Origin of the sequence: Variovorax sp. Varisp41 (assembly GCF_047325085.1) — a bacterium.
Lineage (GTDB): Bacteria > Pseudomonadota > Gammaproteobacteria > Burkholderiales > Burkholderiaceae_C > Variovorax.
Window position 1 is genome coordinate 126,335 of the sequence record NZ_CP168540.1, and the last position, 12,851, is coordinate 139,185.

Sequence of the window (12,851 nt, forward strand, 5' to 3'; positions counted from 1 at the left end):
CGGAGAACCACATGCTGTCCCGCACCGCAGACCACCTCTACTGGATGTCCCGCTACACCGAGCGCGCCGAGAACACCGCGCGCATGCTCGACGTCAACTACCAGACCTCGCTGCTGCCGCAGTCGGCCGAGGTCGCCAAGTACGGCTGGCAGGGCGTGCTCTCGATCAGCGAGCTGCTGCCCTCGTACAACCAGAAGTACGACCAGATCGCGCCCAACGAGGTGATGGAGTTCATGGTCAAGGACGAGAGCAATCCGTCCTCGATCCTCTCCTGCCTCAAGGCCGCGCGCGAGAACGCGCGCGCGGTGCGCGGCGCGCTGACCACCGAGGCCTGGGAAACGCAGAACACCACCTGGCTCGAGGTCAACCGCATGCTGCGCGCGGGCGACTTCGAGCGCGATCCCGGCCAGTTCTTCGAATGGGTCAAGTTCCGCTCGCACCTCTCGCGCGGCGTCACGCTGGGCACGATGCTGCAGGACGAGGCCTTCTACTTCTCGCGCCTGGGCACCTTCCTCGAACGCGCCGACAACACGGCGCGGCTGGTCGACGTGAAGTTCCACGCGCTCAACAGCGAGTTCTTCGGTGCCGCCACCGAGGAGGACCAGGAGTACGACTTCTATCACTGGAGCGCGATCCTGCGCAGCGTCTCGGCCTTCGAGGTCTACCGCAAGGTCTACCGCGACGTGATCAAGCCCGAGCGCGTGGCCGAGCTGCTGATCCTGCGCGCCGACATGCCGCGCTCGCTGCATGCGAGCCTGGCCGAGGTGGTGGCCAACCTCGCGAAGGTGCAGAACGAGCAGAGCGCCGAAACCCAGCGCCGCGCCGGCAAGCTGCTGGCCGACCTGCAGTACGCGCGCGTCGACGAGATCCTCGCGACCGGCCTGCATGCCTACCTCACGCAGTTCCTCGACCGCGTGAACGAACTCGGCGTGCGCATCAGCCAGGACTTCCTGGTACCGGCCCACTGAACGGCGACCTCCCGGAGCGAAAGCGGCGAATGCACCTCGTGGTCCATTCGCCGCGCGCGTTTTCGGTCGGGCAGTTCCTGTCGGCCGACGAATGCGAGGCGCTGATCGCGCTGGCCGAGCGCGAGGGCTTCGCGGCGGCCGGCGTGCGCACCGCCGAGGGCCCGAAGGCCATGCCCGCGATCCGCAACAACGAGCGCGCGATGCTCGCGGCGCCCGAATGGGTGGCGCTGCTCTGGCAGCGCCTGGGCCGGATCGAACTGCCGGTGCTCGAGGGCGAGGCCGCGCTCGGGTTGCCGCGTGAGCTGCGCTTCTACAAGTACCTGCCGGGCCAGCGCTTCAAGATGCACAAGGACGGCCCCTGGCGCGAGGACGGCCTCGCGAGCCGGCTCACGCTGCTGGTCTATCTCAACGACGGCTTCACGGGCGGCGACACCGATTTCCGCGAGTTCCGCGTGAAGCCCGAGGCCGGCGCCGCGCTGCTGTTCGTGCACGACACCTGGCACGAGGGCGCGGCGATCGAGGCCGGCACGAAGTACGTGCTGCGCTCCGACGTGATGTACGGCGCGGCCTGAACGCGCCGCTACCTCAGCGCTCGAACGATTCCACCGCCACCGGCAGCGTGGGCGCTTCCCAGCGGTAGGTCGCACCGAGCACGTCGCGCTCGGGCCGCTGGCCGTTCCAGTGGATGTCGAGCAGGTTCATCAGCGTCCAGCCGGCCCAGTCCGCGCGAAACGGTTGCTGCGGCTGCTGCGGCGCATGGTCCGCGAACGGCGTCTGCGGACGGCGCCAGATCACGGTAGGGATGCGGTAGCCCGAGGCGGTCGCGGGGCTGTGGCCCGCGCGGTCGCTGCCGTGGCCCACTTCCTGCCCATGGTCCGACAGGTACATCCAGGCGCGGGGCTCCTGCGGCGGGCCGGCGCTGCGCGTCTGCTGCAGCAGTTCGGACACCACGAAGTCGTGATAGAGCAGGGCGGCGTCGTACTCGTGGCGGTAGTGGCGCACCCAGGCCGAGCGGCCGTTCTTCATCAGCCCGGTCTCGACCGCGTCGACGCTGTCGTCGAAGGGGTTGGCATCGGGCGGAAAGCGCAGGCTGTAGTGCGGATGGGCGCCCATCAGGTGCACCACGATCAGCTTGCGCTCGGCGCTGGTGTCGTCCAGCGCCTCCTGCATGCAGTCGAGGATCTCGCCGTCGAGCGAGGCGCTCGCGCGGCCCGGCGTGCGGTTGACCATGTCGACCACGTCGGCGTAGCGCGCATGCTGCTGCTCGATCGCGAGGTCGTCGTGGTTGCTGATCCACCAGACCTTGTAGCCGGCCGCGCGCGCGAGCGCGAGCAGGTGCGGCGGGTTCTCGCTCTCGGGCAGGCCGAAATGGAACATGTTGCGCAGCGCGGGCACGGTGGTGGCATCGACCGACCAGGCATTGGGCAGCACCTCCATGTGCGCGCCCGCCTGCGCCTTGTGGGCCAGCAGGCGCGGCGTGGTCGGGCGGCCGTAGCCGTAGAGCCCCATGTTGTCGCGGTTGATGCTGTCGGTGATGACCAGCACCACGGTCGACGGACCGGCGTGCTCGATCACCGGCGCCATGGCCTTGGCGCGCGCGAGCATCCGTTCGCGCATCCGCTCCTGGTCGGCCCAGAGGCCGCGCAGCGCATGGATCGACTGGCCCCACTGCGACCAGAAGAGCACCGGATGCAGCCGCCGCCAGGGCTTGCTCGCATAGCCCACGCAGGCCACCAGCAGCAGCAGCGCGAGCAGTGCCGTGGCCCAGCCCGGCGGCCGCGCGCGCGCCCCGGCCGGCGCGCTGGCTCCGCGCCGCGCGAAGGCCGCCACCAGCAGGGCCGCGGCGGCGGCCGCGCCGCTCCACAGCAGCGCCGAGCGCCAGTGCATCTGCAGGTACTCGCCGCTCTCGCGTGCGTTGGTGTTGGCCGCGGCGCTCAGCACCATGGCGCCGTCGGGCGCGGCCTGGTAGGTGTCGAGCAGGTAGGCGCGCAAGGCGCCGTCGAAGGCGAAGGCCAGGGTCCAGGCGCAGGCCAGCACGGTGCGCCAGCGGCGCACGCGCGCGCTGCGCACCGGCCAGGCCAGCCACAGCACCATCGGCAGCGCCAGCACCGCGAGCTGCGCGATGCGGCGCCCGTCGTGGCCGAGCACGATCACGGCGAGCAGGGTGGCGGCCACCACGCCGCAGGCGAGCAGGCCGTTGCTGCGCGCGGTGTCGGGGGAGGGAATGGCCGGCGCCTGGAGCAGGTCGGGGGCTTGGGCGGGCGGCTGGGTCAAGCGGAGCGGGCGGAGGGGTGGATCGCGGGCGCGATTCTGCCGCCGTGCACGGGTGTTCCGCGCAGTGCCCCCGTCGCGAGGGAGGGCTTCGCCGGCGCACGGGGGGCGCTACGCGGCGTCGGCGCCTTCGCTGATCTCGCGGCAGTTCATCTGCAGCTGCTGGAAGTGCGAGCGCCATGCGACCGCGTCGATCCAGCGGTCCAGGTCGAGCTTGAGCCGGACCTCCCGCTCGCCGTCTTCCAGGTGCTGCGCGAGCTTCACGCGCAGGCCGCTGCCGCCGGGCTGGGTGGCGATCTCCACGCTCGACTCGAGCAGCGGGATCACGATGCGCTGGGTCTGGCCGGCCTCGCGGCGCTTCTTGAGCACCACGTGGCAGTCGTCCTGGCTCACGAGCTTGCGGTGCATGGTGCCGCTCGCGGTCGCGCCGAGCGCGAGGTAGTGGTTGAGGGCGCGCAGGTGCTGGTCGTCCGTCATGTGCCGCACGTTGGGCGCGTCTTCGCTCGGATAGCCGTCGGTGCAGCCCGACACGAGCAGGCCGAGGGCGAGCAGCGCGACGGTGGCGGCCCATGGGATGGCGCGCGACAGCGTCCGCGCGCGGCTGTTTCGATGATTCCTGGGAGACGGGGACATCGCGCAAGTATCGATCAGCCATCGATCGGCCGCGGAACTTCTGCGGCGCATGCGGCCCAGAAGGGCTCGCGCCGGCCTCGCCGGCCCTCTGGAAAACCCTTGCTTCTCGAGAAAGGAAACCCTCCTCCATGAACGGATTCAGCCGACTGCCCGCGCTCCTGCTCGTCATGACCCTGCTGCTCGTCTCGGCCCCGGCCGCCTGGGCGCGCGAGATGGTCAGTTCCGCGGTCAGGACGCTCAACCTGCGCAGCGGCCCCGGCGTGGGCAACCCCGCGCACTGGACCGTGACGCGCGGCTATCCGTTCCAGGTGCTCCAGCGCAAGGGCGACTGGCTGCAGGTGCGCGACTTCGAGGGCGACCGCGCCTGGGTCTACCGCTCGATGACGAACAAGGTGCCGCACCGCGTGGTGAAGGCGCAGGTGGCGAACCTGCGGCGCGCGCCGGGCGCGCGCGGTCCGATCGTGAAGAAGGCCGGCTACGGCGACGTGCTGCGCACGCTCGAGAAGCGCGGCAAGTGGACCAAGGTGCGCCACGAGGGCGGCGCGGTGGGCTGGGTGGCGACCAGCCTCACCTGGGGCTGGTAGGCCCGGGCCAGGCGCTCAGGCCTGCGTGGCCTGGCGCACCGCGCGCTCCCAGCGCGCCATCGATTCCTCGGCCTGCGCGCGGCCCATCGTGGGCATGAAGCGGCGCTCCACCTTCCACTGTTTCGAGAGCTGGCCGACGTCGCCGTAGACGCCGCTCGACAGCCCCGCGAGGTAGGCCGCGCCCAGCGCGGTGGTCTCGACCACCTCGGGCCGCACCACCGGGATGCCCAGCAGGTCGGCCTGGAACTGCATCAGCAGGTCGTTCACGCTGGCGCCGCCGTCGACGCGCAGCTCGGCCACCGGCTTGCCGCCCGCGGCCACCGCGTCGCGGCTCATGGCCTGCAGCAGCGCGGCGCTCTGGTAGGCGATGCTCTCGAGCGCGGCGCGCGCGATGTGGGCCACGGTGGTGCCGCGCGTGAGGCCGGTGATGGTGCCGCGCGCGTCGGCGTTCCAGTAGGGCGCGCCCAGGCCGGTGAAGGCCGGCACCATCATCACGCCGCCCGCGTCGGGCACGCTCTCGGCCAGCGACTGCACCTCGGCGCTGCCCTTGATCGCCTTGAGGCCGTCGCGCAGCCACTGCACCACGGCGCCGCCCACGAACACGCTGCCTTCCATCGCGTACTGCGGTTGCGTGCTTGTCTGCGCCGCGCTGGTCACGAGCAGGCCGTTGCTCGAGGGCTGGAAGGCCTCGCCCGTGTGCATCAGCAGGAAGCAGCCGGTGCCGTAGGTGTTCTTGGCCATGCCGGCCTCGAAGCAGGCCTGGCCGAAGAGGGCGCTCTGCTGGTCGCCGGCCACGCCGCCCACCGGCAGCGAGCGGCCCAGCAGCGCGGCGTCGGTGTCGACGAAGTGCGAGGCCGAGGGCTGCACCGCCGGCATCAGCGCGGCGGGGATGCGCAGCGCCGCCAGCAGCTCGGCATCCCATTCGTTGCGATGCACGTTGAACAGCATGGTGCGCGAGGCATTGCTCACGTCGGTCACGTGCTTGCGCCCGCCCGTGAGCTGCCACATCAGCCAGCTGTCGACGGTGCCGAAGGCCAGTTCGCCGCGCTCGGCCTGTTCGCGCGCGCCGGGCACGTTGTCGAGCAGCCAGCGCAGCTTGGTGCCCGAGAAGTAGGCATCGATCACGAGGCCGGTCTTCTCGCGGATGGTGTCGGCCAGGCCCTCCTCGCGCAGCCGCGCGCACAGCGGCTCGGCGCGCCGGTCCTGCCACACGATCGCGTGGTGCACCGGCTTGCCCGTCTCGCGGTGCCACAGCACGGTGGTCTCGCGCTGGTTGGTGATGCCTATCGCGTGGATGTCCTCGGGCCGCAGCTTCGCCTTGGCGATGACCTCGCGCGCGGTCGCGAGCTGGCTGTCCCAGATCTCGAGCGGGTCGTGCTCGACCCAGCCCGGCTGCGGGTAGATCTGCGTGAGCTCCTTCTGCGCGATGGCCACCACGTGGCCGCCGCGGTCGAACACGATGCTGCGCGAGCTGGAAGTGCCCTGGTCGAGGGCCAGCAGGTAGGTGGTCGTCATGCGGGAGTCATTCCTTCGGGGTCTGATGGGGCCGGGCGATCTCGAGCCGCACCTGCGCGTCGCGCAGCAGCGTCGGGAAGGGATCGGGCGGTTCCGCATCGGTGAAGAGGCGGTCGATCTGGGACAGGGTTCCGAGCTGGATCATGGCGGGGCGGTTGAACTTGCTCGCGTCGGCCGCGAGCCAGACCTCGCGCGCCTGCGCGATGATGGTCTGCGCCACCTTCACCTCGCGCAGGTCGAAGTCGCGCAGCGAGCCGTCGGACTCGATGCTCGACACGCCGATCAGCGCGATGTCGACCTTGAACTGCCGGATGAAATCGATCGTGGCCTCGCCCACGACCGCGCGGTCGCGCGCGCGCACCGAACCGCCCGCCACGATCACCTCGCACTGGCTGTTGCCGCTCAGGATGGTCGCCACGTTCAGGTTGTTGGTGATCACGCGCAGGCCGGTGTGGCGCATCAGCGCCTTCGCGATCGCCTCGGTGGTGGTGCCGATGTTGAGGATCAGCGAGCAGTCGTTCGGCACCAGTTCGGCCACGCGCCGCGCGATGCGCGCCTTGCCGTCGGCATGCAGCGTCTCGCGCTGCTGGTAGCCGATGTTCTCGGTGGTCGAGCTCGGCACGCGCACGCCGCCATGGAAGCGGGTCAGCAGGCCTTCGTCGGCCAGCCGCTGCACGTCGCGCCGCACCGTCTGCAGGGTCACGCCGAGCATGTCGGCGAGCTGCTCGACCGTGACCGAACCGCGGGCGCGCACGGTGTCGAGGAGATTGATCTGGCGGGGGTTGGAATTCACTGAGTGGGGGCGAAAACGAATGGAAGTAAGCCGAGAGTACGCAAAAAAACGCGCCGGGGCCGTTGCCGGAGCGCCCGATGCGTCACTTTATAGAACGAAAAAAAACGAACATTCATCAGGGAAAACTCGGGGGAAAATCGCGCCATAAGGAACTCAAGTGAAAAAAACCGAAAATACAATGGCCGCCTTCGATGACTTCGGTCATGCATCGCAACAACAAAAGACGGGCGAAAGGACAGGTGGCATTCCAGTGAGCGATCTCTCCCAGAATCCGCCGGCACCGGCCACCGACTGCGATGTGCTGATCGTCGGCGGCGGCATCAACGGCTGCGGCATCGCGCGCGATCTCGCGGGCCGCGGCTGGCGCGTGGTGCTGTGCGAGAAGGACGACCTCGCCTCCCACACCTCCTCGTCGTCGACCAAGCTGATCCACGGCGGGCTGCGCTACCTCGAGTACTACGAGTTCTCGCTGGTGCGCAAGGCGCTGCAGGAGCGCGAGGTGCTGCTCAAGAGCGCGCCGCACATCATGTGGCCGCTGCGCTTCGTGATGCCGCACGATCCCTCGATGCGCCCGGCCTGGATGATCCGCATCGGCCTGTTCCTCTACGACCACCTCGCCAAACGCGAGGTGCTGCCGGCCTCGCGCGGCGTGGACCTGCGCACCCATGCCGCGGGCGCGCCGCTCAAGCCGCAGTTCAAGCGCGGCTTCGTCTATTCGGACGGCTGGGTCGACGACGCTCGGCTGGTGGTGCTCAATGCGCTCGATGCGCGCGCGCGCGGCGCCGAGGTGCTCACGCGCACCCGCTGCGTGCATGCGCGGCGCGAGGCCGACGGCTGGACCGCGGTGCTCGAGGGCCCCGACGGCACGCACCGCACGGTGCGCGCCCGCGCGGTCGTGAACGCCGCCGGGCCCTGGGCCGAATCCTTCCTGCGCGGCGTGGCGAAGCCCGCCCACGGCGAGGCGCTGGCCACCAAGAGCCTGCGCCTCGTGAAGGGCAGCCACATCGTGGTGCCGCGCGTGTTCGCGCACGACCACGCCTACATTTTCCAGAACCCCGACAAGCGGATCATCTTCGCGATCCCCTACCAGGACGACTTCACGCTGATCGGCACCACCGACATCGAGCTGCATGGCGACGACCCGGGCGCGGCGCGCATCGCCGACGAGGAGGTCGAGTACCTCTGCACCCAGGCCAGCCGCTATTTCGAGAAGCCGATCGCGCCGAGCGACGTGGTGTGGACCTACTCGGGCGTGCGCCCGCTGCTCGACGATGCCTCGGGCGATCCGTCGGCGGTCACGCGCGACTACATGCTCGAGTCGAACACCGCCGCCGCGCCGCTGCTGTCGGTGTGGGGCGGCAAGATCACCACCTTCCGCAAGCTGGCCGAGGACGCCGCCGACGAGGTCGGCCGCATGCTGGGCCAGCCGAACAGCCAGCGCCCGGCCTGGACCGAGGGCGCCTTCCTCGCGGGCGGCGACCTGTCGGCCTGGATCGGCGCGGCGCAGCGGCCCGACGGCGACTTCGAGCGCTTCCTGGCCGCCGTGCAGCAGCGCCACGGCTGGCTCGACGCGAAGCTCGCGCGGCGGCTGGCGCGTGCCTACGGCGCGCGCATCGGCGAGCTGCTCGGCGATGCCGCATCGATGGCCGACCTCGGCGCCGAGGTGGCGCCCGGCCTGCACGAGCGCGAGCTGTGCTTCCTGCAGCGCGACGAATGGGTGGTGAGCGCCGACGACGTGCTGTGGCGCCGCTCCAAGCTCGGGCTGCGCTACACGTCGCAGCAGCGCCGTCAGGTGGCCGACTGGCTGGATGCGCATCGCGGAAGGGTGGACATGCAAGGGAGGGAAGGCTGATGCAGCTGTCACTGGAGCGCGTGACCAAGAAGGTCGGCGCGCAAACCTGGCTCTACGAGCAGAGCATCGCGCCCAAGAGCGGCGCGGTGACCGTGCTGCTCGGCGCCACGCAGGCCGGCAAGACCAGCCTGATGCGGCTGATGGCCGGACTCGACACGCCCACCGAGGGCCGCGTGCTGGTCGACGGCCAGGACGTCACCGGCATGCCGGTGCGCGAACGCAACGTGGCGATGGTCTACCAGCAGTTCATCAACTATCCCTCGCTGAAGGTGGCCGACAACATCGCCTCGCCGCTCAAGCTGCGCGGCGAATCGAACATCGACGCGCGCGTGCGCGCGCTGGCCGACAAGCTGCATATCGGCATGTTCCTCGACCGCTATCCGCAGGAGCTCTCGGGCGGCCAGCAGCAGCGCGTGGCGCTGGCGCGCGCGCTGGCCAAGAACGCGCCGCTGATGCTGCTCGACGAGCCGCTGGTGAACCTCGACTACAAGCTGCGCGAAGGCCTGCGCGAGGAACTCACGCAGCTGTTCGCGGCCGGCGATTCGACCGTGATCTACGCCACCACCGAGCCCGGCGAGGCGCTGCTGCTCGGCGGCCACACCGCGGTGATGGATGCCGGCGAGCTGCTGCAGTACGGCCCGACCGCCGAGGTGTTCCATGCGCCGCGGTCGCTGCGCGTGGCGCGCGCCTTCAGCGATCCGCCGATGAACCTGCTGGCCGGCACCGCCGCCGCGGGCAGCGTGCAACTGGCCGGCGGGCCGGCGCTGGCGCTCGCGCTGCCCGAGTCGGTGGCGGGCGCGGTCACCATCGGGCTGCGCGCGAGCGCGCTCGACGTGGAAGCGGGCGAGGGCGACATCGCGCTGCCCGGCACCGTGGAGCTGGCCGAGATCTCGGGCTCCGACACCTTCGTGCACGTGGAGACCGCGGTCGGCGAACTGGTGGCGCAGCTCACCGGCGTGCACCGCTTCGAGCTGGGGGCCTCGATCACGCTGTACTTCAGCGCGGCGCGGGCCTATGTGTTCGATGCCGGCGAGAAGCTGGCGCGCGCGCCGGCATGGCGCAAAGGAAACTGAGATGGCCCGCATCGACCTCGACCTGGCCCACGCCTACCGCCCGAACCCGACGCAGGACAGCGACTATGCGCTGCTGCCGCTCACGATGAGCTTTCGCGACGGCGGCGCCTACGCCTTGCTCGGCCCCTCGGGCTGCGGCAAGACCACCATGCTCAACATCGTCTCGGGCCTGCTCGTGCCCTCGCAGGGCACGGTCAGGTTCGACGGCCGCGACGTGACGCAGGCCACGCCGCAGGAACGCAACATCGCGCAGGTGTTCCAGTTCCCGGTGATCTACGACACGATGACCGTGGCCGAGAACCTCGCGTTCCCGCTGCGCAACCGCAAGATGCCGGCCGACCAGATCAGGAAGCGCGTCGGCGAGATCGCCGAGATGCTCGACATGAGCGGCCAGCTCGACCAGCGCGCCGCGGGCCTCGCGGCCGATGCCAAGCAGAAGATCTCGCTGGGCCGCGGCCTGGTGCGCAGCGACGTGTCGGCGGTGCTGTTCGACGAGCCGCTGACCGTGATCGACCCGCACCTCAAGTGGCAGCTGCGGCGCAAGCTCAAGCAGATCCACCGCGAGCTCAAGCTCACGCTGATCTACGTCACGCACGACCAGGTGGAGGCGCTGACCTTCGCCGAGGAGGTGGTGGTGATGACGCGCGGCAAGGCGGTGCAGGTGGGCAGCGCCGACGCGCTGTTCGAGCGCCCGGCCCACACCTTCGTCGGCCACTTCATCGGTTCGCCGGGCATGAACTTCCTGGCCGCGAAGAGCGCTCATGGCACCATCGAGGTGGCGGGCACGCCGCTGGTGCCCACGCGCGAACTGCCGGCGGGCGAACTCAAGATCGGCATCCGCCCCGAGTACCTGCGGCTGGCCCCGGCCGGTGCCGGCGGCGCCGTGCCCGCGACGGTGGCGCAGGTGCAGGACGTGGGCACCTACACGATGGTGAGCGCCCATGCGGACGGCAGCCCGCTCAAGGTGCGCCTGCATCCCGACGAGCAGCCGCCCGCGGTGGGCGACACGGTGTGGCTGCGCGTGCTGGACGCGCACACCTGCTACTACAAGGACGAGGAGCTGGTGGCATGAGCACCATCAACAAGCCCATCAACCAGAAGGCCTGGTGGCTCGTGCTGCCGGTGCTGGTCTGCGTGGCCTTCTCGGCCATCGTGCCGCTGATGACGGTGGTGAACTACTCGGTGCAGGACATCATCTCGCCCGAGCGCCGCGTCTTCGTCGGCACCGAGTGGTTCGCCGCCGTGATGCGCGACGACGAGCTGCACCAGGCGCTGTGGCGCCAGCTCGGCTTCTCGCTCGCGGTGCTGCTGGTCGAGATCCCGCTGGGCATCGCGCTCGCGCTGTCGATGCCGGCCAAGGGCTGGAAGTCCTCGGCCGTGCTGGTGGTGGTCGCGCTCTCGCTGCTGATTCCCTGGAACGTGGTCGGCACCATCTGGCAGATCTATGGCCGCGCCGACATCGGCCTGCTGGGCCACGCGCTGCAGAAGCTCGGCGTGGACTACAACTACACCGGCAGCGCCACCGACGCCTGGCTCACGGTGCTGGTGATGGACGTGTGGCACTGGACGCCGCTGGTGGCGCTGCTGTGCTATGCCGGCTTGCGCTCGATCCCCGATGCCTACTACCAGGCCGCGCGCATCGACGGCGCCAGCAAGTTCGCGGTGTTCCGCTACATCCAGCTGCCCAAGATGCGCGGCGTGCTGATGATCGCGGTGCTGCTGCGCTTCATGGACAGCTTCATGATCTACACCGAGCCCTTCGTGCTGACGGGCGGCGGGCCGGGCAATGCCACCACCTTCCTGAGCCAGTACCTGACGCAGAAGGCCGTGGGCCAGTTCGACCTGGGGCCGGCGGCGGCGTTCTCGCTGATCTATTTCCTCATCATCCTGTTGCTGTGCTTCGTGCTCTACAACTGGATGCAGCGGGTGGGTACGCAGGAAGCGGAGGTCGAGCGATGAACGAGAAACGGTTCCACAAGCGCAGCATCTTCCTGGTGCTGTACATCCTGTTCGCGCTGTTGCCCATCTACTGGATGATCAACATGAGCTTCAAGACGAACGAGGAGATCCTCTCGAGCTTCTCGTTCTTCCCGCAGCAGCTCACCTGGGCCAACTACGCGCGCATCTTCACCGACGAGTCGTGGTACTCGGGCTACATCAACAGCCTGATCTACGTGGCGATCAACACGGTGATCTCGCTGACGGTGGCGCTGCCGGCGGCCTATGCCTTCTCGCGCTATTCCTTCCTCGGCGACAAGCACGTGTTCTTCTGGCTGCTCACGAACCGCATGACGCCGCCCGCGGTGTTCCTGCTGCCGTTCTTCCAGCTCTACAGCACGGTCGGCCTGATGGACACGCACCTGGGCGTGGCGCTCGCGCACCTGCTGTTCAACGTGCCGCTCGCGGTCTGGATCCTCGAGGGCTTCATGAGCGGCATCCCGCGCGAGATCGACGAGACCGCCTACATCGACGGCTACTCGTTCCCGCGCTTCTTCCTCACCATCTTCCTGCCGCTGATCAAGGCCGGCGTGGGCGTGGCCGCCTTCTTCTGCTTCATGTTCAGCTGGGTCGAGCTGCTGCTGGCGCGCACGCTCACGAGCGTGAATGCCAAGCCGATCGTGGCGACGATGACGCGCACCGTGAGCGCCTCGGGCATGGACTGGGCGACCCTGGCGGCGGCCGGCGTGCTGACCATCGTGCCGGGCGCGATCGTGATCTGGTTCGTGCGTCACTACATCGCAAAAGGCTTTGCGATGGGTCGCGTCTGAGGAGACAACAGAGATGTTCGACTGGATGGTCTGGACCACCCCGGTGGCCGTGTTCTTCATCTGCATCGTGCTCATGCTGGCCGGCATGACGCTGTGGGAGCTCAAGTCGCCGACCACGCTGCGCCGCGGCTGGCTGCCGATCGCCACCACGCGCGGCGACCGGCTGTTCATCGGCCTGCTGTCGGCGGCCTACGTCAACCTGGCCTTCGTCGGCCTGGCCGACAAGTTCCAGGCCTGGTTCAGCCTCGAGGCCGAGCCCTCGGTCTGGATCAGCTTCGTGCTGTCGATGCTGCTGCTCGCGCTGATCCTGCGCAAGGGCTGAACGCGGCACGCTCTCTTCTTTCCACAACGAATCCGGCTCTCCGCCTCCCCGGAGCCGCGATCGACAAAACCG

The 12,851-nt window shown here is 69.5% G+C and carries 13 protein-coding genes; 9 read left to right on the forward strand and 4 right to left on the reverse strand.

All coding sequences use genetic code 11. The features are described 5' to 3' along the window. The first annotated feature begins 11 nt into the window (after positions 1 to 11). A complete protein-coding gene (locus ACEN9J_RS00585; RefSeq protein ID WP_057592260.1) occupies positions 12 to 968 on the forward strand; it encodes an alpha-E domain-containing protein in 957 nt (318 codons plus the stop codon). Positions 969 to 997: 29 nt separating this feature from the next. After that, a complete protein-coding gene (locus ACEN9J_RS00590; RefSeq protein ID WP_413762995.1) occupies positions 998 to 1,540 on the forward strand; it encodes a prolyl hydroxylase family protein in 543 nt (180 codons plus the stop codon). 13 nt (positions 1,541 to 1,553) lie between these two features. Here ACEN9J_RS00590 and ACEN9J_RS00595 read toward each other — a convergent pair whose 3' ends face one another. Further along, on the reverse strand, positions 1,554 to 3,242 hold the full coding sequence (locus ACEN9J_RS00595; RefSeq protein ID WP_413762996.1) for a phosphoethanolamine transferase: 1,689 nt from the start codon (positions 3,240 to 3,242) through the stop codon (positions 1,554 to 1,556). A 108-nt stretch (positions 3,243 to 3,350) separates the two neighbouring features. Next, the gene (locus tag ACEN9J_RS00600) at positions 3,351 to 3,872 is read right to left on the reverse strand and encodes a hypothetical protein (RefSeq protein WP_261216024.1); all 522 of its coding nucleotides are present in this window, start codon (positions 3,870 to 3,872) and stop codon (positions 3,351 to 3,353) included. Positions 3,873 to 4,000: 128 nt separating this feature from the next. Between ACEN9J_RS00600 and ACEN9J_RS00605 the strand changes: the two genes are divergently transcribed. Then, positions 4,001 to 4,456 carry an SH3 domain-containing protein gene (locus ACEN9J_RS00605; RefSeq protein ID WP_057592258.1) on the forward strand — a complete coding sequence of 152 codons (456 nt, stop codon included), beginning with the start codon at positions 4,001 to 4,003 and terminating at the stop codon, positions 4,454 to 4,456. A gap of 15 nt (positions 4,457 to 4,471) precedes the next feature. On the opposite strand, the gene glpK is transcribed toward ACEN9J_RS00605, so the two are convergent. Both glpK and ACEN9J_RS00615 read right to left on the reverse strand, forming a co-directional pair. Further along, positions 4,472 to 5,971 carry a glycerol kinase GlpK gene (gene glpK, locus ACEN9J_RS00610; RefSeq protein WP_057592257.1) on the reverse strand — a complete coding sequence of 500 codons (1,500 nt, stop codon included), beginning with the start codon at positions 5,969 to 5,971 and terminating at the stop codon, positions 4,472 to 4,474. Positions 5,972 to 5,978: 7 nt separating this feature from the next. Continuing rightward, on the reverse strand, positions 5,979 to 6,764 hold the full coding sequence (locus tag ACEN9J_RS00615; RefSeq protein ID WP_057592256.1) for a DeoR/GlpR family DNA-binding transcription regulator: 786 nt from the start codon (positions 6,762 to 6,764) through the stop codon (positions 5,979 to 5,981). A 157-nt stretch (positions 6,765 to 6,921) separates the two neighbouring features. On the opposite strand from ACEN9J_RS00615, the gene glpD reads away from it, so the two are divergent. The 6 genes from glpD to ACEN9J_RS00645 are packed head-to-tail and all read left to right on the forward strand — an operon-like array spanning position 6,922 to position 12,779. Continuing rightward, entirely contained in the window at positions 6,922 to 8,616 is a 1,695-nt protein-coding gene (gene glpD / locus ACEN9J_RS00620; RefSeq protein WP_413762997.1) for a glycerol-3-phosphate dehydrogenase, read from the forward strand. Then, a complete protein-coding gene (locus ACEN9J_RS00625) occupies positions 8,616 to 9,689 on the forward strand; it encodes an ABC transporter ATP-binding protein (RefSeq protein ID WP_057592254.1) in 1,074 nt (357 codons plus the stop codon). The genes glpD and ACEN9J_RS00625 overlap by 1 nt, the downstream gene beginning before the upstream one ends. Before the next feature lies 1 nt (position 9,690). Further along, on the forward strand, positions 9,691 to 10,761 hold the full coding sequence (locus ACEN9J_RS00630; RefSeq protein ID WP_057592253.1) for an ABC transporter ATP-binding protein: 1,071 nt from the start codon (positions 9,691 to 9,693) through the stop codon (positions 10,759 to 10,761). Continuing rightward, positions 10,758 to 11,648, forward strand: coding sequence for a carbohydrate ABC transporter permease (locus ACEN9J_RS00635; protein ID WP_057592252.1), 891 nt, complete (start codon positions 10,758 to 10,760; stop codon positions 11,646 to 11,648). Before ACEN9J_RS00630 ends, ACEN9J_RS00635 begins: the two co-directional genes overlap by 4 nt. Beyond that, entirely contained in the window at positions 11,645 to 12,457 is an 813-nt protein-coding gene (locus tag ACEN9J_RS00640; protein WP_019656045.1) for a carbohydrate ABC transporter permease, read from the forward strand. The genes ACEN9J_RS00635 and ACEN9J_RS00640 overlap by 4 nt, the downstream gene beginning before the upstream one ends. Positions 12,458 to 12,470: 13 nt before the next feature. Further along, a complete protein-coding gene (locus ACEN9J_RS00645) occupies positions 12,471 to 12,779 on the forward strand; it encodes a DUF2160 domain-containing protein (RefSeq protein WP_057592251.1) in 309 nt (102 codons plus the stop codon). Positions 12,780 to 12,851: the final 72 nt, after the last annotated feature.

What these genes read in the sequence shown, in the direction of transcription:
- ACEN9J_RS00585 (WP_057592260.1), top strand. Translation starts at nt 12, where the DNA reads ATGCTGTCCCGCACCGCAGACCACCTCTACTGGATGTCCCGCTACACC.
- ACEN9J_RS00590 (WP_413762995.1), top strand. Translation starts at nt 998, where the DNA reads ATGCACCTCGTGGTCCATTCGCCGCGCGCGTTTTCGGTCGGGCAGTTC.
- ACEN9J_RS00600 (WP_261216024.1), bottom strand. Translation starts at nt 3,872, where the DNA reads ATGTCCCCGTCTCCCAGGAATCATCGAAACAGCCGCGCGCGGACGCTG.
- ACEN9J_RS00605 (WP_057592258.1), top strand. Translation starts at nt 4,001, where the DNA reads ATGAACGGATTCAGCCGACTGCCCGCGCTCCTGCTCGTCATGACCCTG.
- glpK (WP_057592257.1), bottom strand. Translation starts at nt 5,971, where the DNA reads ATGACGACCACCTACCTGCTGGCCCTCGACCAGGGCACTTCCAGCTCG.
- ACEN9J_RS00625 (WP_057592254.1), top strand. Translation starts at nt 8,616, where the DNA reads ATGCAGCTGTCACTGGAGCGCGTGACCAAGAAGGTCGGCGCGCAAACC.
- ACEN9J_RS00630 (WP_057592253.1), top strand. Translation starts at nt 9,691, where the DNA reads ATGGCCCGCATCGACCTCGACCTGGCCCACGCCTACCGCCCGAACCCG.
- ACEN9J_RS00635 (WP_057592252.1), top strand. Translation starts at nt 10,758, where the DNA reads ATGAGCACCATCAACAAGCCCATCAACCAGAAGGCCTGGTGGCTCGTG.
- ACEN9J_RS00640 (WP_019656045.1), top strand. Translation starts at nt 11,645, where the DNA reads ATGAACGAGAAACGGTTCCACAAGCGCAGCATCTTCCTGGTGCTGTAC.
- ACEN9J_RS00645 (WP_057592251.1), top strand. Translation starts at nt 12,471, where the DNA reads ATGTTCGACTGGATGGTCTGGACCACCCCGGTGGCCGTGTTCTTCATC.